This window comes from Methylotuvimicrobium alcaliphilum 20Z (assembly GCF_000968535.2).
GTDB lineage: Bacteria > Pseudomonadota > Gammaproteobacteria > Methylococcales > Methylomonadaceae > Methylotuvimicrobium > Methylotuvimicrobium alcaliphilum.
Genome location: NC_016112.1, coordinates 3,304,967 through 3,326,563 on the forward strand (window position 1 = coordinate 3,304,967; position 21,597 = coordinate 3,326,563).

A 21,597-nucleotide genomic window follows, 5' to 3' on the forward strand; every position below is an offset into this window, starting at 1 on the left:
CCTTTCCATGGCAGCAGTAGGATGCACTGCCATTAAGTTAAGCCGTTCGTGGTGAGCCTGTCGAACCATGGACGGCTTAACTTATCGACCCAGGATTTTTCCATTCACCCTTCGACAGGCTCAGGGCGAACGGAAAATCCTTAACTTAATGGCAGTGAGCAGTAGGATGGGTAGGAGCGAAGCGGAAACCCATCATGGAAACCCCGCAAACAGCAGAAAAACCATTGAGGCCGAATTTATCAAACCCGTCCGGCGGAAGCACTATAAGTATCTACACAAGTTTTTATATCATAAATACAATGAGTTACAATCTGGCCTAGCACCTTCTCCTGTTGGAACATAAGTATCTACACATCTTTATCATTTAAAATCATGCTGTTATAAAGTTTCTTCTGGTTTATTATGAAGATAGGGACTAAAAATTGAGGTTTTTAATCTACTTTTTTATCCTAGATCACAGAAAAATTAACTTAACTAATTGTTTTATGAAGCTGAAAACTTGTGTAGATACCTATGCCTGTTGGAGAGGGTTGCGGTGAGAGTAAAAACAACCACTTATATTCCCCTCATCCCAACCTTCTCCCGCAAGGAAAAAGGGGCAAGTACTTGTGTATACCCATCGTAGATCAAAATTCGGCACCGGGGTGTCCGCCAAAGGACGCCGTGAACCCAGCACCTAAATTATCCAAGACAATTAACCATGGCCAATGGGCTATGGAATTTAGGTGCTGGGTAAATACGTCCATGTAGGCTTTAGCCAGCTCCATGCTGGCAAAGCCTTTGTCGGACACCCCGGCGCCTCCTCGGGCACTGCCGAAATTTGAAGTGCGAAAGGTATAGATACCCATGGAGGAAGCACCGGAGACGGAGAAAAACAATGGGTTTCGGCTTCCGCCTCTACCCACCCTACGCAAGAGCGGCCATGCGGGAGGGGCGACACGCCAATTTAGCCCTCGATCGCTGCTTTTTGCACAATAGGTACATTTATACTTTTTTATAACGGCGAGCGCTCTGCGAAGGAACGAGAATTGTCGAGGGGCTAAATAGTTACAACACCCCGGCTCCTCATCAAGCACTGCCAAAATTTGAAGTGCGAAAAGTATATAACATTTCCAAAAGTATCTCTAAAACCAAACCATGCAATCCCAATTTTCCGACGCCCTACAAGAATTGCAAACTGAATTCATCGACCGACTGCCGGAAAGAATCGGCGCTATTCGTTCGCAATTTCAGAAGATAGATGCTTCAGCATGGCGCCCCGAAGAAGCAGCAACCTTGCATCGTCTGGTTCATGGACTAACCGGCTCGGCCGGTACATTCGGCATGCAGTCGCTCTCGGATACCGCGCGCGACATGGAAATACGCTTGTCGGATTTACTTCGATCCGGCAACACCCCTACCGATATGGAATGGCAAACCGTCGGCCTAGCGCTCGATAGCTTAAGCCGTCTCGCCGGCCTAGGGTTGCAAACCGACGCACCCAACCTTCCTTCGCCGCCGACACCGAAACGCGCCAACCATTCGCCTTTGATCGACATAATCGAAGACGATATCGATCAAGCGCTACATTTGCAAAACGTTTTACAGAAAAACGGGTTTCGCACACGCGTATTCTCCGAACCTACGCAATTTCAAACCCTATTCACAGAGCCGAACGCGGAACCGCCGGCCGCCGTGATCATGGACCTGATATTCCCCGATGGGAATCTTGCAGGCGCGGAAGCCGTTAGCCATATAAAAAATCTTGGCAAAGACTCCGAAACTCCGGTCATCATCGTCTCGGTACGAGACGATATCGCTGGACGACTCGCCGCGTTTCGCGCCGGCGCCTCCCGCTATCTTGTAAAACCGGTCAATTCCGAACGCATCGTCGATATTTTGGATGCACTGACCGGGCGCCACCCGACCAAGCCTTACCGGGTGTTATTGATCGATGACGATCCGCTCATAGTCAATGCGCACGCGGCTGAATTGCAAGCGGCCGGAATGGAAGTCAAAACCTCGACCCAACCCCTCGACATATTGAATATACTGGACAATTTTTCGCCCGATGTCGCGGTGCTCGATGTTTATATGCCCGAAGCCAGCGGTCCGGAATTGGCCGCTATCATACGCGAACGCGACGAGTATCTGCATTTGCCGATTCTGTTTCTATCCGGCGAAACCGATATGACTCAACAACTGTTAGCGCTCAGTCTGGGCGGCGACGATTTTCTAGTGAAACCCTTACAGCCACGGCATTTGGTCGCCGCCGTTTCGGCAAGAGCGCACAGGGCTCGACAAAACAGCGCATTACGTCTACGGCTCGAAACCACGCTCTACGAACGCGAGCGAGAACATCTGGCGATCAATCATCACGCAATCATCAGCATCGCCGACCGCTCCGGCAATATCACCTACATCAACGACAAATTTTGCGAAATCAGCGGCTACCGGCGCGAAGAGTTGATTGGACAAAACCATCGCATTGTCAAATCGGGCGAACACTCGCCCGAATTTTACCACGACTTATGGGAAACCATCGCCGGCGGCAGGGTCTGGCAAGGCGAAATTTGCAATCGGCGCAAGGACGGCAGTCTATATTGGGTCGAGTCCACGATTACTCCCTTTCTCGGCAGTAACGGAAAACCTTATCAATACGTCTCGATCCGCACCGACATCAGCCATGTCAAAAAGTCTGTACAACAATTAAGATTACTGGAGCGTGCGGTCGAAGCCAGCACCAGCGGTATCGTAATCGCCGATGCCAACCAACACGATATGCCTCTCATTTTCACTAATAAGGCGTTCGAGCGTATTACAGGCTACCCGCGCGAAGAAATATTAGGCAAAAACTGTCGATTTCTCAACAACAATGACCGCCATCAACCCGGACTGGATCATGTGCGCTCGGCTTTATCAAAGGGCGAAAAAGTCGAAACCGTGTTACGCAATTACCGCAAAGACGGATCGATGTTTTGGAACGAGTTGCGGATTGCGCCGGTCCATGACGAACAAGGCAATTTGACGCATTTCATCGGTATTATCAAGGATGTTAGCGAACGCGTGCGCGGCAACGAAGCGCTGAAAAAAGGCGAACAAAATCTACGCGCGACGCTCGAATCCACTCTGGACGGAATTTTGGCCGTCGACGATAGCGGCTCGATTCTTTTCGCCAACCGGCAATTTATCGAACTTTGGCGCATACCGGAAGAACTCGCCTTACCCGGCCAACCGGACCAACACCTACTGGATACTGCTGAGCATCAACTGGCCGACCCGCTCGAGTTTCGCAAGGTTGTACAAAACATTTATCGCTCCGGCCAAGATTCGCAAGACCTGCTTGAATTTGCGGACGGCAGAATAGTCGAACGCCATTCAAAACCGCTCGTTTCGGAAGGAAAAATCGGCGGCCGGGTATGGAGCTTTCACGACATCACCGAAATCAAACGCGCCGAACGCTCGGTGGAATATCACAAAGAAAGACTGCGCCGCGGACAAATTTTCGCGAACATCGGCACCTGGGAATGGAATATCCAATCCGGCGATCTTTTTTGGTCCGAACGCATCGCTCCGCTGTTCGGCTACCCGGACGGGAATTTAGAAACGTCCTATGAAAACTTCCTTAACGCGATACACCCCGAAGACCGGCAAGCTGTTGTCAAGGCTGTAAGCGCCTGCCTTGAATACGATGAGCCTTACAACATCGAACACCGCGTCATTTGGCCGGACGGCACCGAGCGCTGGCTGCTCGAGCGAGGAGCCGTGGTGCGCGACGAGGGCAAACCCACGCAAATGCTTGGCGTGGTACAAGATATCGACGACCGCAAACGCGCGGAACTGGCACTGGCCGAGCGCGAAAAATATCTGCGCATCTTTCAGCATATTGTCGATTCGGTCGTCGACGGCGTCATCACAATCGGCGCCGACGGTATTATCCACTCGTTTAATCCGGCGGCATGCGCTATCTTCGGTTATCGAGAATCGGATATCGTCGGCCGCAAAGTCAATGAACTGATGCCGGAGCCTCATCGATCCGAAATCGACAACTATCTCCAGCGTTATTGCGCGACCGGAACCGGAAAAATCATCAATCAGCAACTTGAAGTAGCCGGACTCAAAGCGGATGGGAACATTTTTCCACTCGAAATTGCCTTCAGCCAAATCAAACTATCCGATGACCTCCTCTTCGTCGGCCTCGCGCGAGACATTACCGAGCGCAAACGAGCCGAACAGGCATTAATTACCGCCCGAGTCATCGCAGAACGCGCCAACCAGACTAAATCGGACTTTCTCTCAAACATGAGCCACGAGTTGCGCACGCCGATGAACGCGATTCTCGGTTTCGGTCAACTGCTGCAATACGACGAAACCTTGAGCGATACACAAAAAGAGGATGTAGGGGAAATTCTCAAGGCCGGCCGGCATCTACTCGATTTAATCAACGAAATATTGGATTTAGCCAAGATCGAATCCGGTCGGATTTCGTTATCCATAGAGCCCGTAAGGGTCGCACCGATTATCGAGGAATGCCTGAGCCTGGTATCCACACAAGCGGATAAACGCCGAATAAGCCTCCGCAACAATGCGCAAGAAGACTTTACTGTCCAAGCCGACCAAACACGGCTCAAACAAACGCTACTCAATTTGATCTCTAATGCGATCAAATATAATCGCGAAGGCGGCTTAGTGGCCGTAGAGGCCATGCCTAAAGACAGCGAATACTTGTCAATACAAATAACCGATACCGGACGCGGCATTCCAAAAGAACGTTTGCCAGAACTCTTTCAACCGTTCAACCGTCTCGACGCTGAAAACAGCGCTATCGAAGGCACCGGCATCGGACTGACCATCTCTCGCCGCATCGTTGAAATGATGGGCGGCGCGATCGAAGTCGAAAGCGAAGTCGGCGTGGGCAGCCGTTTCATGATTACGCTTCCGGCGGCATCGAACCCGACCTTATCGGAACCGCCTAAAACATCTGCAGCCATCGAAAAACCGGCATTGCAGAGTCGCTCGAGGCAACAGCTCGTGCTCTATATCGAAGACAATCCGTCAAATATCCGGCTCGTCTCTCAAATACTCGAAAGACAACAGCACATTCGTCTCATCACGGCCCACACACCGGAACTGGGCATCGAGTTAGCCCGAGCGCACCGCCCCGACCTCATTCTACTCGACATCAACATGCCGAATTTAAACGGTTTTCAGGTATTATCCATTTTTCAAAACGATCCTATCGTTAAGTCCGCACCGGTCATCGCAATCACCGCCAATGCGATGCCGCGCGATATCGAACAGGGCAAAGCGGCCGGCTTCGCGGACTATTTAACCAAGCCGTTGGACATCACGCAATTCAACGCCGTTTTGGAAGATTTGCTTAACCGCATTCAAAAAGATCCGGATTCATCATGAACGCGTGGTGCGAAACCTATCTCGGCATGATCTTTCAAATCTACGCTTTAGCTTTTTTTTGCTTGGGCGCGGTAGTTTCCGTATTACCGAAACCAAACAACGCCTTGTTTGTTTTCCGGCATTTAAATTGGTTGGCGGGGTTCGGTTTTTTGCACGGCTTTCTGGAGCTAATCGAAGGAGAGCGCTTACACAACGATGCGAGCTGGCTAACAATCGCAAGCGCTCTACTCTTAACCGTCTCATTCTGCGCGCTCTTGGAATTCGGACGGCGCAGTTTGAATTCGATATCCGCTGCAATACGTCTACCGGCATTACCGCTGTACGGCATGTTAACGGCCCTCAGCATAGCTATCGCCGTCAATTCAAACGACCCTTTCGCGGGAATAGAGTTTAGTCTTCGCTATTTTGCCGGTGCTCCGGGAGCGTTTTTGGCAAGTTATGTGCTATTGGCAAGCCGTCAAGACCCCGCGTACGGCGGCAAAGCCGAAATAAACATTCGTTGGTTATTTGCCGGAGCCGCGGCATTCGCCGTCTACGGATTCTTGACCTTATTCGTATCAACCGGTTTGTCTTTGCTGCCCTGGCTACCGACCGCGCAACACTTTGCCGAAATCACAGGACTGCCGGTGCAATTGCCGAAAGCGCTATGCGCGATCTTGATCGCACTTTCGTTTGCGTGGTTGATACACACGACCGGTCGATTGGCCAACGATACACTATCGCGCGTGCTCGATACGCTCAACGGCTTCGTCTACCGCTGCCGCAACGACCGGGTTTGGACTCTGGATTTCATGACCGGCGGCGTCGAACAGCTTACCGGATATTCTCCAGAGGCCTTTCTACCGCCGAGAAGCCTGAATTATAACGAACTGATTCACGCGGACGACACCGAGCGCGTTTGGAACGAAGTTCAGGCCGCTATTAGCGAGCGCCGCGAATTTGAAATCGATTATCGAATTTTGACTCGAAACGGAGAAATTCGTTGGGTCAGCGAATACGGAAGGGGTGTCTTCGGCAGAACCGGTAAGCTACTTTTTATCGAAGGCCGAATCACCGACAATACCGCTCGACGGCAAGCCGAGGCCGGCTTACATATCAAGAATGCAGCAGTCGACGCATCCATAACCCCGATCGCGATCGCCGGACCGGACGCCAAGCTTTCCTATGTCAATCCGGCTTTCGCCGAACTATGGCATTTACCGGATACTGGATCGGCCATCGGCCGCTCGGCACTCGAATTCTGGAAATACCCCGACGAGGCGGAAGCGGTCATCGATAATCTGTCCGTTAAGGGCCGATGGCAAGGCGACTTAATCGCCAAGCGCTTCGACGATTCGACGGTTGAAGTACAATTATCGGCCTGCATGGTAAACGACCAAGATGGCGCGCCTTTATGCATGATGGTCTCGTTTCTCGACATCAGCGGCCGCAAACAGGTGGAAAAAGAACTATTGCAGGAACGCGATTTCACTAACAGCTTGATCAACACCGCACCGGTCATCGTACTACTCCTCGACCCGCAAGGATTCATTCTGCATGTCAACCGATATTTCGAAGAGTTAACCGGTTATCGGTTGCACGAAATCATTAGTAAAGAATGGTTCGCATCATTCTTACCGAAACGCGACAGAGATCGAATTCGTCAAATATTCCGCAGTGCCGTTCACGAAGAACCGGCACAAGGCAACATCAACCCCATCGTTATTCGAAACGGCGAAGAACGGGACATCGAATGGCATTCCGAGATTATGCGCGATGCCAATGGAACGACTTCGGGGCTACTCTGTACCGGCCAAGACGTAACCGAACGCCGGGAGATACAACAACGCGCAGAGATGTTGCAGATGTTGGCGGACGCCTCGGTCCAAGGCATCGGCTGGGCGAATCTTACCGGTAAAGTCAATTATTTCAATCCTGCCCTGAGGCGCCTGTTGGCAGTTCCGGAAAACGCCGAGGTCGGCGATTATACATTTTTCGATTTCTATCAAGAAAATCAAATAATGGAATTGAAGTCCCGGATTTTACCGGAAGTATTGCAAAACGAGTTCTGGACAGGCGAATTCGACATTACCGCCGTCGACGGACGCGTGATATCGACTATCCATAGCGTTTTCTTAATCAAAGATAGCGATGGTAACCCCATCGCTTTCGCCAATGTAATCACCGATCTCACCGAACGGAAACGCACCGAAATAGAACTGAAACGGCTCAACCTGGAGCTCGAACAACGCGTGCTCGAACGCACCGCGGAACTGGAAAGACAAAGCCGCCGCAATGCAATGATCGTCGACGCCGCGATCGACGGCTTTTTCACCGCCGATCTGCAAGGCAGAATCCGCGATTGCAACGACGCTTATTGCGCCATGCTCGGATACCCCCGAGACGAACTGCTCGGTTTGCACATAGCCGACATCGAAGCATTGGAAACGCCGAAACAACTCGAGGCTCATATCGCTAAAGTGATAGAGCAAGGCAAGGACCGATTCGACACCCGCCACCGCCGCATAGACGGGACTTTGCTGGATGTGGAAGTTAATGTCACATTGAACGAGCTAGGCGGCGAGCGCCTGTTTTTCGCCTTTGTCAGCGACATTTCCGAACGTAAACGTTCCGAGGCCATGCTAATCGCCGCCCGCGAAGAAGCCGAGCGCGCCAATGCCGCCAAATCCGAATTTCTCTCGCGCATGAGTCATGAATTGCGCACGCCGCTCAACGCCATTCTCGGTTTCGCACAATTATTGGAAGCCGACGCCGAACAACCGTTGACCGACATGCAGGCCGACAACCTTCAAGAAATACTCCAGGCCGGCAGCCATCTTTTGACGCTGATCAATGAAGTCCTAGACCTGAGCCGCATCGAAAGCGGTCGTATCGAGCTCGACCTCGATGTCATTGCGGTAGGCCCGCTTCTCCAATCCTGCGTCAAACAGATCAAACCGCTGGCCGAACAACGCGGCATCGCAATCCGCTTTGAATCAATCGACAATTGTTCGGTTGTGGCCGATTCGACTCGACTCAAGCAAGTGTTACTGAATCTACTGTCTAATGCGGTTAAATACAACCGCGACGGCGGGCGGATAGCTGTCGATTGCATCTCCGCCGGCCCTAATAGGCTTAGAATCCATATTAAAGACACTGGCTACGGCATATCCGAGAAATCGCTACCCCGTTTGTTCAAGCCTTTCGAGCGGCTCGAATCGGCCTATCAGGGAATCGAAGGTACCGGAATCGGTCTGGCGCTGGCGAAAAAACTGGTCGAATCCATGCATGGCGAGATCGGGGTAGACAGCATCCCCGGCGAAGGCAGTGTTTTCTGGTTCGAATTGCCGTCGGCCGTTTTGCTCGATACCGAAGTCCCGACCGTTCCCGCTAAACTGCCGGCAATAAACGCCTCGAATAACATCCCTAGCCAGTGCAAATTGCTCTATGTCGAAGACAATCCGGCCAATTTGAGACTGGTACAAAAAATTCTCGCCGCTCGCCAAAACATGGAATTGTTTACTGCCGTCAATGCCATGGACGGACTGGCAATCGCCGCACACGAACATCCGAATTTGATCCTGCTCGATATCAATTTGCCGGATATAGACGGATTCGAAACGTTGCGCCACTTAAAGAATAACCCCGCCACCCGAGACATTCCAGTGATCGCGGTCACCGCCAATGCCATGCGTAGCGATATAGAACGCGGCATGGCCGCAGGCTTTACCGATTATCTGACGAAACCCTTGGATGTGCTAGAATTTCTCAAATGCATAGACCGTTTTAAACCCAACGCCGACGGAAAACCTCATGCCCTCTGATTCTCTAAGCAATGAACGCATTCTGATCGTCGACGACGAACCGGCTAATCTCAAGCTATTGGACAGAATGCTCGGACAACAAGGTTACCGAAACCGGATTTTGATCGACGACCCGCGCCAAGTCGTCGATCGCTTCCGCGAAGCGCGAACCGATTTGATTCTGCTCGACATCAATATGCCTTATCTGGACGGCTTCCAGGTGATGGAACAACTCATGGCATTAAACGATCCTTTGTTACCGCCGATCGTGATTTTGACCGCTCAACACGGCAAGGATTTTTTGCTTCGCGCATTGACGGCCGGCGCGCGCGATTTCATCACCAAGCCTTTCGACCGTAACGAATTATTGATGCGCGTGCATAACTTGTTACAGGCGCAATTGGCGCATCGGCTTTTGCATGATCAAAAAACGGTGCTGGAAAACATGGTGAGAGCGCGCACCGAAGAACTGTACCGAACTCGCCTGCAGATCGTTCAGCGCTTGGGTATGGCCTCCGAATACCGCGACGAGGAAACCGGCAGCCATATCTTACGCATGAGCCACATCTGCGCCCTTCTCGCCCGAGCACTCGGCTGGAGCGACGATCAATGCGACTTGATTTTGAACGCCAGCCCGATGCACGATATCGGCAAAATCGGTATTCCCGATTCCATCCTGTTGAAACCGGGCAAATTCGAACCGCAGGAATGGGAAGTCATGAAAACGCATGCCGTCATCGGCGCGAAATTATTGGAAGGCGACGATTCGGATTTGCTACGCATGGCACGCGAAATCGCATTGACGCATCACGAAAAATGGGACGGCACCGGCTACCCCAACGGACTGTCCGGCATTAACATTCCGATAGCTGGACGCATCGCGGCATTGGCCGACGTATTCGACGCCTTGACTTCGGTACGCCCCTACAAAAAAGCCTGGACCGTCGAGGCGGCCTGGGATTTAATCAAGGAAAATCGCGGTAAACATTTCGACCCGGATCTGGTCGACATTTTCGAACAACAGTTTCCGGCCATCCTCGAAATCCGCGAGCGTTTCGCGGAATCTTCAGCGCATTGATAAAGACACAAAGCCACAATGAGATCGAGCGGATAAAAGCATTACACACGCTCGGCATTCTCGATACCGAACCGGAAGAGCGATTCGACCGACTGACCCGCCTGGCCCGGCAGTGCCTCGGCGCGCCTATTGCGCTGATCGCGCTGGTCGACGAACATCGGCTATGGTTCAAGTCCTGTTTGGGCCTCGACATCACCGAAACGCCACGCGAACTCTCGTTTTGCGCGCATACCCTCCTCAAAAACGAAATCTTCGAAGTCCCGAACGCCCGGATCGACAATCGCTTTAATGCACACCCTCTCGTCGCCGGCCCGAGCACTATCCGCTTCTATGCTGGAGCGCCGTTATTGACCGAAGACGACCTGGCTATCGGAACCTTTTGCATCATGAGCCGCGAGCCCAAACGGCTAACGCCGGAACAACGCAAAGTGCTGAGCGATCTTAGCGCTTGCGCTCAAGATATTGTGAGGCTCGTCGCTCGATCTTTGCTGATTTGCCGTAACATTAGCGACATAAAATCGGCGGAAGCGGCTCTCGATCGACAAAAACATATAGCCGAGATCATTTCTCGCGCCCAATCTCAATTCATTCTCGAATCGAACCGTAGCCGGGCTTTCGATGACCTGTTGTCGGACATACTCAATATAACCGATAGCGAATACGGATTCATTGCCGAGATATTACATCGCGAAAACGGAATTCCCTACCTAAAGACTCGGGCGATTACCAACATCGCTTGGAACGACGAAACGCGCGCATTTTACGACGCGAATGCGGAGCAAGGCATGGAGTTTTCCAACCTTAAAAATTTATTCGGTACCGTCATCACTTCTGAAAAACCGCTGATCGCCAACGATCCCGAGCATGACCCGAGACGCGGCGGACTGCCTCCCGGCCATCCTCCGTTGAAAGCCTTTCTGGGCATTCCGATTCTTTACGACCGAAAGCTCGTAGCAATGATCGGCATTGCCAACCGTCCAGGCGGTTACGACTCCGAATGGGTGGAATTCCTGCATCTGTTACTGACGACGCTGGGTCAATTAATCGAAGCCGCACGCGTCAAACGGCTGCATGATCGAAATCAAGCCGAATTGACGCGCCTATCGCGCGTCGCAAGCCAAACCACCAACGGCGTCATCATCACCGACACCGAAGGCCGCGTGGAATGGATCAACGAAGGCTTTACCCGGCTTTCAGGCTATCGGTTGGAGGAAATGCTCGGCCGCAGACCCGGCGACCTACTCCAGGGAGAGCTTACCGACCCGGCAGCCGTTGCCGAGATACATCGGGCGCTGATTAAACGACAACCCTTCAATGTCGATGTCATCAATTATCATAAATCCGGCCAAGCCTATTGGGTTCGTATTCAATGCAACCCTCTCTACGATACGCAAGGCGCGTTACAAGGTTTCATGGCGATCGAGTCGGATATCAGCCGCGAAAAAAACGATGCCGAACGCATTTTGATTAGCCAGCGCCGGCTAACGGCGATCATAGAAGGGACCCACATCGGCACCTGGGAATGGAACGTTCAAACCGGGCAAACCGTTTTCAACGAACGCTGGGCCGAAATCGTCGGCTATACCTTAATCGAGCTAGAGCCAATCAGTATCGAAACCTGGCTCAAACTAGCCCATCCCAACGATTTACAGCAGTCCGAGGACTTACTTCAACGACATTTTTCCGGCGAACTCAAATTCTACGATGTGCAATGCCGAATGCGGCATAAACAAGGTCATTGGGTATGGGTCCATGACCGAGGCCGCGTCGTTAGCAGGACGAAAGACGGCAAGCCTTTGATGATGTACGGCACGCATGCCGATATTTCCGAGCAAAAGACGGCCATTCAGGCTTTGAACGAGAGCGAAACCCGGCTACGCGGTCTGTTCGAACTCTCGCCGGTCGGTATCGCGCTCAACGATTACGCCACCGGCCGCTTCGTCGAGATCAACGATGCCTTGTTGGCGCCGACCGGGTACAGCCGCGAAGAATTTTTGGCACTCAGTTATTTTGAAATAACCCCTCAAGAATACGAAGCGCAAGAAAGGCAGCAATCGGAAAGCATGAAGAACACCGGTCGCTACGGCCCCTACGAAAAAGAATACATCAAGAAAAACGGCGACCGATATCCGGTTTTGCTAAACGGCATGGTCGTCGAAGACTTGTCGGGCAAGAAAATGATTTGGTCGATCATCGAAGACATCTCCGAACGCAAACGCAACGATCGCATGAAGAACGAGTTCATCTCGACCGTGAGTCACGAACTGCGCACGCCATTGACCGCGATAGCCGGCTCGCTAGGATTGCTGGCCGGAGGCGCCTTGGGCGAACTCCCCGGCACCGTTGATGAAATCGTAGCGATCGCCTACAAAAACAGTCGGCGCTTGTCCATGCTGATCAACGATTTGCTCGACATGGAAAAATTGATCGCCGGCAAATTAAATTTCGATCTTCGCCCGCAAGCGCTGATGCCTCTGGTCGAACAAGCTCTCGATGATAATCAAGCCTATGCGGACCAATTCGGCGTTACCCTCAGAATAACGCAACGCGATGATGCCTTGCATGTCGATGTCGATGCCCAGCGCCTTCAACAAATCTTCGCCAATTTGTTATCGAATGCGGCTAAATTTTCCCCAAAAGGCGAAACGGTGGATATCGCCGTTCTGAGTACCGGCAATCTGGCTAGAATCGAAGTCAGCGATCGGGGTTTCGGCATACCGGCCTCATTCCGCAAACACATTTTTCAAAAATTCGCTCAAGCCGATGCCTCGGATTCCAGAAAAAAAGGCGGCACGGGGCTCGGACTGGCAATTACCAAAGAATTGGTCGAACGCATGAACGGCATTATCGGCTACGAATCCGAACCGGATAAAGCCACGACTTTTTTTATTACCTTACCGATTGTCGCCGGCGACTCGTCAAAAATAGCCTTATGATTTCGATCGACCGTAAAACCCTTGCGCTTTCCGCGATTTTGGCCTTTCTGGCATGGACCGGCAACTGGCTGAACATGCCGCTTTTCTACGGCGTCGATTTCATTTTCGGGTCCATCGCGGCAATGCTTGCCGCGGCTCTACTCGGTCCTGTCGCCACCACGGTCATTGCCGCGGTCGGCGGTCTCTATACCTTGGTGCTCTGGAACCAACCCTACGCTCTGATCACTTTTACCGCTGAAGCGTTGACCGTGGCATTGCTTTATCGCCGCGGACTGCGTAATTTAATCCTGGCCGATCTCGTCTTCTGGGTTTTTCTTGGCCTGCCGTTGATCTTGGTGTTCTATCACGGCATCATCGGCATGGAATGGCAATCGACGCTATTGATTGCGCTTAAACAACCGTTGAACGGACTGTTCAATGCCTTGGTTGCCGGCATTATTCTCCTCGTCGTTCAGACAGTATTCCGGTCTACAATGCAATCCGACCGCGTTAGGCCGTCGTTGTTCGAATTGTTATTCCATGTCTTGTTATGCTCGATACTCTTGGCCGGCGCCATACCGATTATTGTCGAAAGCAACGCCCAACGAGATCGCCATGAAGCGTTCATGCTCGAAAGGTTGGAACAAATCGCGCAACGAGTCGCTGCCGATATCGCTTCCGTGCCTGGCGCCGAGATTAAGACCTGGCAAAATCATCTAGCACGAGCGCAACTGTCGCCACAAACGAGCCTGGCCTTGCTCGACCACGATGGACGAATATTAATCGAGCAGGGTAAATTAGCAGCCATCGACAAGCAAACCGGCGAAATCAAACCACTCGACAAAGGTCTAGCCATCTGGCTGCCATACGGCAAATTGGCCGCCATGGAACGTTGGAAGCGAGGGCGTTACTTGACCAGCATAGCGCTCACCGGTGTTGCGGATGTCGCACAAGTGTATATCGAACAAGATGCCGAATCCTTGGTTCTGGATTTCGAAAAAGGCCGCCTGCCGTTGTTCTTGTCATTGGCGCTGCTATTACTGTCGGGCATTATCGTTTCCTACCTACTAAGCCGCTGGCTAACGCATTCGCTACGCAACCTCGAGGCAGCAAGTTTCGGTTTGGCCGATGCCATCGGCAACGGTCTCAAACCGAATCTGCCTGCCAGTCCCATCATGGAATACGACAACCTGAGCACGACGTTGAATGAGATGGCTCAACGCTTGACGGACAGTTTTAACGAGCAATCCGAAATCCTAGCGGGATTAGAACGACAAGTTCAAGCCAGAACGGCCGATTTGAAACAAAATCGCGACCAATATCAGTCGCTGGTCAACAACATTCCCGGCATCGTTTACCGCTGCAAACTGGACGAGAACTGGACGATGCTCTACATGAGCGCCATCGTCGACAACATCAGCGGCTATCCGGCCAGCGACTTTATCGACAACTCGATGCGCAGTTACGCCAGCATTATTCATCCCGACGATACAGAGCGAGTGGAGCGATCGGTTTATGACGCGATCGCATCCGGAACCGGGTGGGAATTAGAATACCGAATCCTTCATAAAGACGGATCGATCCGCTGGGCTTACGAGAAAGGAACGGCAATAGCCGGCATTGCCGGCAATATCGACTTTCTCGACGGCTTTATTCTCGACATCACCGACCGTAAACAAGCCGAAGCTGCGCTTCGTGAAAGCGAAGAAAAACAACGCCATATAACCGAAAACATCAGAGAAGTATTTTGGCTCCGCAATGCGGATAACGACCGTTTAATTTACATCAACCCGGTCTACGAAAAGATATGGGGCAGAAGCTGCCAAAGCTTATACGACGACCCGAGCTCTTTCGCCGAATCGATCTTTGAAGACGACAAGCCGGTTTTTTTCCAAAAAATGAACCAATACCGGCACAGCGGCCAGTTCGATATGGAATACCGTATCGCGACTCCGGACGGCAACATCCGCTGGGTACACGCGCAATCTTTTCCCGTTAAAGACGGTAACGGCCAAATTATCCGCCACGCCGGACGTGCCGTAGATATCACTGAAAGCATGCGTGCCGAAAGCGAGCGCAAACGCGTGACTCATTTGCTGACTAGCGTATTAAATGCGGCCTCGGAAATGTCGATTATCGCTACCGATGTTGAAGGCATCATCACGACTTTTAATCCGGGAGCCGAACGCATGCTGGGTTTTTCCTCGGCGGAAGTCATCGGCAAAAAAACGCCCGCTCTGTTCCATAAGGCCGAAGAAGTCGCGGCACGCGGCCTGGAATTGAGCCAGGAATTCGGTCGCCCGGTAGAAGGCTTTCGAGTCTTTATCGAAAAACCCGAACAAGAGGGCGCGGAAACTCGCGAGTGGACTTATATTCGCAAGGATGGCCGGCACATTCCGGTATCGCTTGTGGTCACGACAATGCGTAGCGATAAGGGCGACGTTACCGGATATCTCGGCATTGCTCAAAACATCGCCGAACGCAAACATGCCGAAGCCGCGCTCAAAGAACAAAGCCTACATACCAAAGCCATTCTCGATACTATTGTGGACGGTATTATCACGATAGATCGAACCGGCAAAATCGATTCCTTCAATCCGGCGGCGGAACGAATTTTCGGCTATCAAGCCGCCGATATCGTCGGTCGTAATATCAACATATTGATGCCTAATCCGCACCGCGACGCCCACGACAGTTATTTACACAATTACCAATCGACAGGCATCGCCAAAATCATCGGTATCGGACGAGAAATCGAAGGCCTTCGTAAAAACGGTGAGTTATTCCCAATGGAGTTGGCCATCTCCGAAGTTATCCTTCAGGGTCAGCCCATGTATGTCGGCATGGTCAGAGACATCACCGAGCGCAAGCGCGTCGACCGCATGAAAAACGAATTCGTTGCTACCGTCAGTCATGAACTGCGCACGCCGCTCACGTCGATATCCGGCGCATTAGGCTTGCTTAATGGCGGCGTACTGGGCGAATTACCCAAACCCGTGCTTGAGATAATAAGCATTGCCTATGATAATAGTCGACGCTTGGCCGACCTGATCGACGATTTACTCGACATGGAGAAAATCGCAGGCGGCAAGATCCAATTCAATATGCAAAAGCACGATTTGATGCCGTTGATCGAACAGACAGTCGATGCTAACCGAACCTATGGTATCGGACGTCGAGTATCGTTAATACTGACCGGCGAAAGTCCAAAGGTCGATATCTATGCGGATGCACAACGTTTACAACAAGTATTATCGAACTTATTGTCCAACGCCGTTAAATTTTCTCCCGATGGAGGCGACGTTTACATCAACGTAAAACAAATTAACGAATCCATACGGATAACGGTCGCCGACCGTGGTCCCGGTATTCCGGACGGCTTCCGCGATCGTGTTTTTCAAAAATTCGCCCAAGCCGACGCTTCGGACACGCGAAAAAAAGGCGGCACCGGATTGGGCCTGGCCATCTCCAGAGAATTGATCGAACGTATGGGCGGCCGGATTGGTTTCGAGTCGATCGAAGGCGAAGGCGCAAGTTTCTATTTCGAAATGCCGATATGGAAAGTGTAAAATTCCTGTTTTCGATTGAACAAACGTATCAAACCAAAACGCCTTCGCTATCCGTAATTAACCCATTCCATCCAGGGAATTCTTTTATGAGCACATTTCAACGCATACTCTATGTAGAAGACGAACCCGACATTCAGACCGTGGCGAAACTGGCATTGGAAATGGTAGGCGGCTTCACTGTAAAAATCTGCTCTTCCGGCGAGGAAGCCTTGACCGAAACGGCCGATTTCATGCCGGATTTAATCCTACTCGATGTTATGATGCCAGGCATGGACGGCCCGACGACTTTCAATCGTTTACGCGAACAACCTATCATCGCTGAAATTCCGATAGTCTTTATGACCGCCAAGATTCAACCGTCTGAAATTGCGTATTACAAATCGTTAGGCGCAGTCGATGTCATCGCCAAACCGTTCGACCCGATGACCTTGGCCGACCAAATCCGCATAATTTGGGAAAAACGAGAACAAAATGCCCCGATCCAAGCAGTGTGATGCCCAGGAACAACTATCGCGATTACGCGCCCAGTTTTTAAAGCGTTTACCGGTCGAATTAAACAGTTTAAAGGCCATCGCCGAAAACCTGACCAAACCCGGCTTCGATGTCGCCGCTCTTAACGAATTGCATCATCGCCTACATAAACTTTCAGGTTCATGCGGTACATTCGGAGTGCCTGCGCTTGGCGAAGCAGCGCGAATTTTGGAAATCCGCCTCCAAGCATGGCTTGAAGACCGTTCCGGCGAGATCGACGATAAAATCCGGCAATCGATTGTTAAAGAGATTGGCGCGCTTAAAGATGTCATTCAACCGACTGAAAATCAATCGGACGCCTCGCTTGCAATGGCATCGGACATGCCTATCGACAAGACCGTGCGAGTTTGGCTAATCGAGGATGATGCGGCATTCGAACAAGAGTTGGTTCGCCAATTAGAGTCTTTCAACTTCGAAGTCCATTTGTTCAAATCTATCCGAGACGCGGAAACCGCCGCGCAATTCGAGCGCCCGGATTTGCTGATCATGAACGTAAGGTTACACCGCCTTTCCGAACAAGACTCCATCCTTCTCCAGGATAGAATCACCTTAAAATCGCTAGACTGTCCGCTTTTGTTTGTCTCGTCGACCGACGATTTCAACTCGCGGGTTCGCGCGGCGCGGCTCGGGGCCGAGGGGTATTTTGTCAAACCGGTTGACATCACGATTTTGATCAATCGCATGATGCACATTCTGGAAAAAAGAAGAGCGCCTCCCCAGCGTGTTTTGATCATCGACGACGACAACGATCTAGCCGCCCACTATCAATTGGTTTTGGCTATCGCGGGCATGCAGGCGGAAGTTTTGCAACAGCCCGAAGCGGTTATAACCAAAATCGCGAATTTCCGGCCGGAAATAATCTTGTTGGACTTGCATATGCCCAACTTTACCGGTCTCGATCTTGCCGGAGTCATTCGCCAATACGACGAATGGTCGGGCCTGCCGATAGTCTTTCTTTCCTCCGAAAGCGATCTCGACATACAAATTCTGGCCATGGGTCAGGGGGCCGACGATTTCTTGATGAAACCGATATCGGATGCGCAATTGATTGCCGCAACACGCGCGCGTATCGAAAGAGCGCGCCGATTGACCTCTCTCATCACTAAAGACAGCCTGACCGGCTTATTGAAGCATGCCAGTATCAAAGAAGCAGCCGATTTGGAAACGGCCCAAGCTCAACGTAACGGCAAACCGGTCTCGATCGCGATGCTGGATATCGATAATTTTAAATTAGTCAACGATACCTACGGACACACGGTCGGCGATAACGTCATCGCCTCGCTGGCCATGCTGCTACGTCAACGCCTTCGCCATTCGGACATCATCGGCCGTTACGGCGGAGAGGAATTCGCCGCGGTCCTAGCGGAGTGCGATCAAGACGATGCCTATCGGCTTTTGGACGACATCCGCCATCAATTCGCCAACATTCATTTTCAAGCTCGGAACCAACGATTCAATTGTACCGTGTCCATTGGCCTGGCAGACTCGGCTCACTTTCCTCATTTAATCGGAACAGAACTACTTACGATTGCCGATAACGCGCTATATCAAGCCAAACGGGAAGGACGCAACCGAACCTGCATAGCTCGCAGTATCGAATGATTATCCTAAAAATAATTTCACCATGATGGGTATATTTACCGCTCTCCGCCAACAAAAGCACGAACCAGAACTCGCAAAGTTTCCTCCGCTTCTTGTAAAGACTCTTTATCAGGCCTGCCGTTAATCGACAATAAACAGACTCCGTGAATGCCGCCCCATAATGCATTTCCGATGCGTTGGTTTTGTTGCGGGTTATTTTCCGGATGTAATCGGGCTATTTGCGTTGTAATAATTTCTTCCAACCGATTCATTTTTGCCCGATACCAATCCGGAAAGTGCCCGCTATCGACAAATCGATTACCGAATAACATCGACCATCGATTAAAGTTTAAACTAGCAAACTTCAAATAAGCTTTGGCTATTTCCTCCAAATCTCGAGACGCCGATCCTGTCTCGACTTTATTCAGCGCACCGGCAATCTCATCCAAGGTTTCAGCATTGACATGAAGAACCAAATCGGCCATATTTTCAAAAACCATATAGATACTACCGACGGTATAGCCGATAGTCATCGCGATTTTACGAACATTTAAGGCCGCCCCACCCTGTTCGACAATAATTTGATTCGCCGCTTGCATAACCATTGCTTTGATTTCTTCCTGACTATGTTCGTATCGTCTTGCCATAAGGACTCTGATTTAAAATTTATCGACGCCCGATCCTTCCCTCGCAGAGCATCACTGCCATTAAGTTAAGCCGTTCGTGGTGAGCCTGTCGAACCACGGACGGCTTAACTTATCGACCCAGGATTTTTCCATTCACCCTTCGACAGGCTCAGGGCGAACGGAAAAATCCTTAACTTAATGGCAGTGTCGCAGAGCATGGGAAAGATAAACAGCGTAACCTACGGAGCTCCAGTCTCCCGCTTTTTAATCCTATCCGCGCCGGCATTCATTTGCCAATCAAAATACTTTGTCAAAAAATTCACAAATGTGGTGATCTTCGCCGGAATAAATCTTCTTTGCATATAAGTAGCGTAAATAGACAGCGAAGGTATTCGGTAATCTTTTAATATTTCTACTAACTTACCCTGCTCCAAGTAATTTGCAACTGAAATTTCGGGCGCCTGGGTAATACCCATACCCAAAGACGCTGCCTGACACAATGCCCTGCCGTTATTCGAAGCGAAGTGCCAAGTAGTGCGTAATTTTTTTTCCTCGCCATCGACATTAAATACCCAATAATCCTCATGGGGCGTATCGATATAATGCAAGCAATGATGTCGACTCAAATCCTCTATGCGTCTTGGCTCACCGTATTTGGCTATATATCCTGGCGAAGCGAAAGTACATAATCGAGTTTCCGCGATCTTTCTGGCCACGACACCTAGTTCGAGTGAGTTGGAAACCAATATCGATAAATCATAAATGCCCTCGCTCAAATTAATATGCACGTTTTGCAACGACATCATGACTTTAACATTCGGGTGTTCGCTTTGATAGGCATTGATCGCCGGCGCCATATAAATACCGCCGAAATCGATCGGTGCGGCAATCTTTAAAACACCTTTGACATTTTGTCCCAATTCGGCTATATCTTCATCCAGCTCTGCGAATTCGTCGAGCAAAGGCTTGCTTCTCGCGTAATAACTCTCTCCTGCTTCGGTCAAACTAATCTTGCGAGTCGTTCTATTTAACAAGGCCACGCCAAGCGATTCCTCGAGCTGCGCCATGTATTTGCTCACCATCATTGCCGATACTTTCATTTCGCGCGCGACGGCTGCAAATGTACCTAATTCGACAATTCTGCAAAACACTTTTATATTATTCAACTTATCCATATTGCTGCCACTATAAACTTATGGTTTATAGTTTATAAACTTTTTCTACTATTTTAAATAAGATTAGTCCTGATAGACTCTTAACCGGAGATAGTTGGACCACCCGGTTTTTTGCATCGTCATTGACCGGGAGGTTCAGTTCTATATTTTCCCCCTACGAAGCATAGTCTCAGCCATTGCGTTTTTTAATCAGCTTCGTACATCTGTTTCACCCCTTCCCCCGATTCCCTTAAAGCATACGTTTTTTCTGTTGACTTATTGTCGTCAAAAAGGCTTTATACGGACCTTTGTCAAAATCCATTTTCGCCATGCATCAAGAATACTTATCTATCGTAGACGAAAACGACCGCGTGATCGGCAACGCGCTTCGGAGCATCATTCATCGTGACCGCCTGCTTCATAGGTCCGCGCATATTTTAGTCTTTAACGATTCGAATTTATTATTTTTACAAAAACGCTCCCTGACCAAGGACATCAACCCCGGATTATGGGACAGCTCGGCTGCCGGGCACGTCGATGTCGGCGAAGATTACGACGCATGCGCTTTAAGGGAGCTTCATGAAGAACTCGGAGTTCAAGTCGATAGACTTAGCCCGTTATTTAAGTTATCTGCGACCCCTGTCACCGGCATGGAGTTCATTGAAGTCTACCGCTGCGATCATAACGGGCCGTTTTCGCTAGCTGCCGAGGAAATCGAAGAGGGACGATGGTTTGATACGAAGGAGATCGACGCTCGGGTTAACAACGACGATCCTACGTTAACCGAGACTTTTAAATCACTCTGGCGTCGCTATGAATTACTAAGGAACAAACATGAAATAACTTCGACAAATGTAGGAAGGGGGTTCGGTGGCTCGATTGACAGGTGTCGGCGGCAGGGCAGATTTTTGCTCCTCGGCAATTGCTGAGTTACATGGATGTAATGAATGCAGAAAATGCAGGAGCA

Annotated in this window: 11 protein-coding genes; 8 read left to right on the forward strand and 3 right to left on the reverse strand. The window is 50.7% G+C overall.

Annotated features, from left to right (window positions below):
• Nucleotides 1-626: 626 nt before the first annotated feature.
• Nucleotides 627-848, reverse strand: a complete 222-nt coding sequence (locus tag MEALZ_RS14035; protein WP_046061179.1) for a hypothetical protein — start codon at nt 846-848, stop codon at nt 627-629.
• A 289-nt stretch (nt 849-1,137) separates the two neighbouring features.
• On the opposite strand from MEALZ_RS14035, the gene MEALZ_RS21050 reads away from it, so the two are divergent.
• The 7 genes from MEALZ_RS21050 (at nt 1,138) to MEALZ_RS14075 (ending at nt 18,871) form a co-directional block, all read left to right on the forward strand.
• Nucleotides 1,138-5,394: a PAS domain S-box protein gene (locus MEALZ_RS21050; RefSeq protein WP_014149314.1), complete on the forward strand. Its 4,257-nt coding sequence runs from the start codon at nt 1,138-1,140 to the stop codon at nt 5,392-5,394.
• A complete protein-coding gene (locus MEALZ_RS20790) occupies nt 5,391-9,197 on the forward strand; it encodes a PAS domain S-box protein (protein ID WP_014149315.1) in 3,807 nt (1,268 codons plus the stop codon). The genes MEALZ_RS21050 and MEALZ_RS20790 overlap by 4 nt, the downstream gene beginning before the upstream one ends.
• Nucleotides 9,187-10,254: an HD-GYP domain-containing protein gene (locus tag MEALZ_RS14055; RefSeq protein ID WP_014149316.1), complete on the forward strand. Its 1,068-nt coding sequence runs from the start codon at nt 9,187-9,189 to the stop codon at nt 10,252-10,254. The genes MEALZ_RS20790 and MEALZ_RS14055 overlap by 11 nt, the downstream gene beginning before the upstream one ends.
• Nucleotides 10,251-13,190: a PAS domain S-box protein gene (locus MEALZ_RS14060; RefSeq protein ID WP_014149317.1), complete on the forward strand. Its 2,940-nt coding sequence runs from the start codon at nt 10,251-10,253 to the stop codon at nt 13,188-13,190. Before MEALZ_RS14055 ends, MEALZ_RS14060 begins: the two co-directional genes overlap by 4 nt.
• Entirely contained in the window at nt 13,187-16,738 is a 3,552-nt protein-coding gene (locus MEALZ_RS21055; RefSeq protein WP_014149318.1) for a PAS domain S-box protein, read from the forward strand. Before MEALZ_RS14060 ends, MEALZ_RS21055 begins: the two co-directional genes overlap by 4 nt.
• Before the next feature lie 86 nt (nt 16,739-16,824).
• Complete coding sequence (locus MEALZ_RS14070; protein WP_014149319.1) at nt 16,825-17,232, forward strand: response regulator; 408 nt, start codon at nt 16,825-16,827, stop codon at nt 17,230-17,232.
• Nucleotides 17,210-18,871 (forward strand): diguanylate cyclase, encoded by a 1,662-nt coding sequence (locus MEALZ_RS14075; RefSeq protein ID WP_014149320.1) that lies wholly within the window; start codon nt 17,210-17,212, stop codon nt 18,869-18,871. Before MEALZ_RS14070 ends, MEALZ_RS14075 begins: the two co-directional genes overlap by 23 nt.
• 35 nt (nt 18,872-18,906) lie before the next feature.
• Here the strand turns inward: MEALZ_RS14075 and MEALZ_RS14080 are convergent, their stop codons facing one another.
• The gene (locus tag MEALZ_RS14080; protein WP_014149321.1) at nt 18,907-19,497 is read right to left on the reverse strand and encodes a TetR/AcrR family transcriptional regulator; all 591 of its coding nucleotides are present in this window, start codon (nt 19,495-19,497) and stop codon (nt 18,907-18,909) included.
• 218 nt (nt 19,498-19,715) lie between these two features.
• Nucleotides 19,716-20,651 carry a LysR family transcriptional regulator gene (locus MEALZ_RS14085; protein WP_014149322.1) on the reverse strand — a complete coding sequence of 312 codons (936 nt, stop codon included), beginning with the start codon at nt 20,649-20,651 and terminating at the stop codon, nt 19,716-19,718.
• Nucleotides 20,652-20,959: 308 nt separating this feature from the next.
• Between MEALZ_RS14085 and MEALZ_RS14090 the strand changes: the two genes are divergently transcribed.
• Nucleotides 20,960-21,559 (forward strand): NUDIX hydrolase, encoded by a 600-nt coding sequence (locus MEALZ_RS14090; protein WP_014149323.1) that lies wholly within the window; start codon nt 20,960-20,962, stop codon nt 21,557-21,559.
• Nucleotides 21,560-21,597: the final 38 nt, after the last annotated feature.

Excerpts from the sequence above, each read along its gene's own strand:
- MEALZ_RS14055 (WP_014149316.1), top strand. The coding sequence starts at position 9,187 with ATGCCCTCTGATTCTCTAAGCAATGAACGCATTCTGATCGTCGACGAC.
- MEALZ_RS20790 (WP_014149315.1), top strand. The coding sequence starts at position 5,391 with ATGAACGCGTGGTGCGAAACCTATCTCGGCATGATCTTTCAAATCTAC.
- MEALZ_RS14090 (WP_014149323.1), top strand. The coding sequence starts at position 20,960 with ATGCATCAAGAATACTTATCTATCGTAGACGAAAACGACCGCGTGATC.
- MEALZ_RS14075 (WP_014149320.1), top strand. The coding sequence starts at position 17,210 with ATGCCCCGATCCAAGCAGTGTGATGCCCAGGAACAACTATCGCGATTA.
- MEALZ_RS21050 (WP_014149314.1), top strand. The coding sequence starts at position 1,138 with ATGCAATCCCAATTTTCCGACGCCCTACAAGAATTGCAAACTGAATTC.
- MEALZ_RS14085 (WP_014149322.1), bottom strand. The coding sequence starts at position 20,651 with ATGGATAAGTTGAATAATATAAAAGTGTTTTGCAGAATTGTCGAATTA.
- MEALZ_RS21055 (WP_014149318.1), top strand. The coding sequence starts at position 13,187 with ATGATTTCGATCGACCGTAAAACCCTTGCGCTTTCCGCGATTTTGGCC.
- MEALZ_RS14070 (WP_014149319.1), top strand. The coding sequence starts at position 16,825 with ATGAGCACATTTCAACGCATACTCTATGTAGAAGACGAACCCGACATT.
- MEALZ_RS14035 (WP_046061179.1), bottom strand. The coding sequence starts at position 848 with ATGGGTATCTATACCTTTCGCACTTCAAATTTCGGCAGTGCCCGAGGA.
- MEALZ_RS14080 (WP_014149321.1), bottom strand. The coding sequence starts at position 19,497 with ATGGCAAGACGATACGAACATAGTCAGGAAGAAATCAAAGCAATGGTT.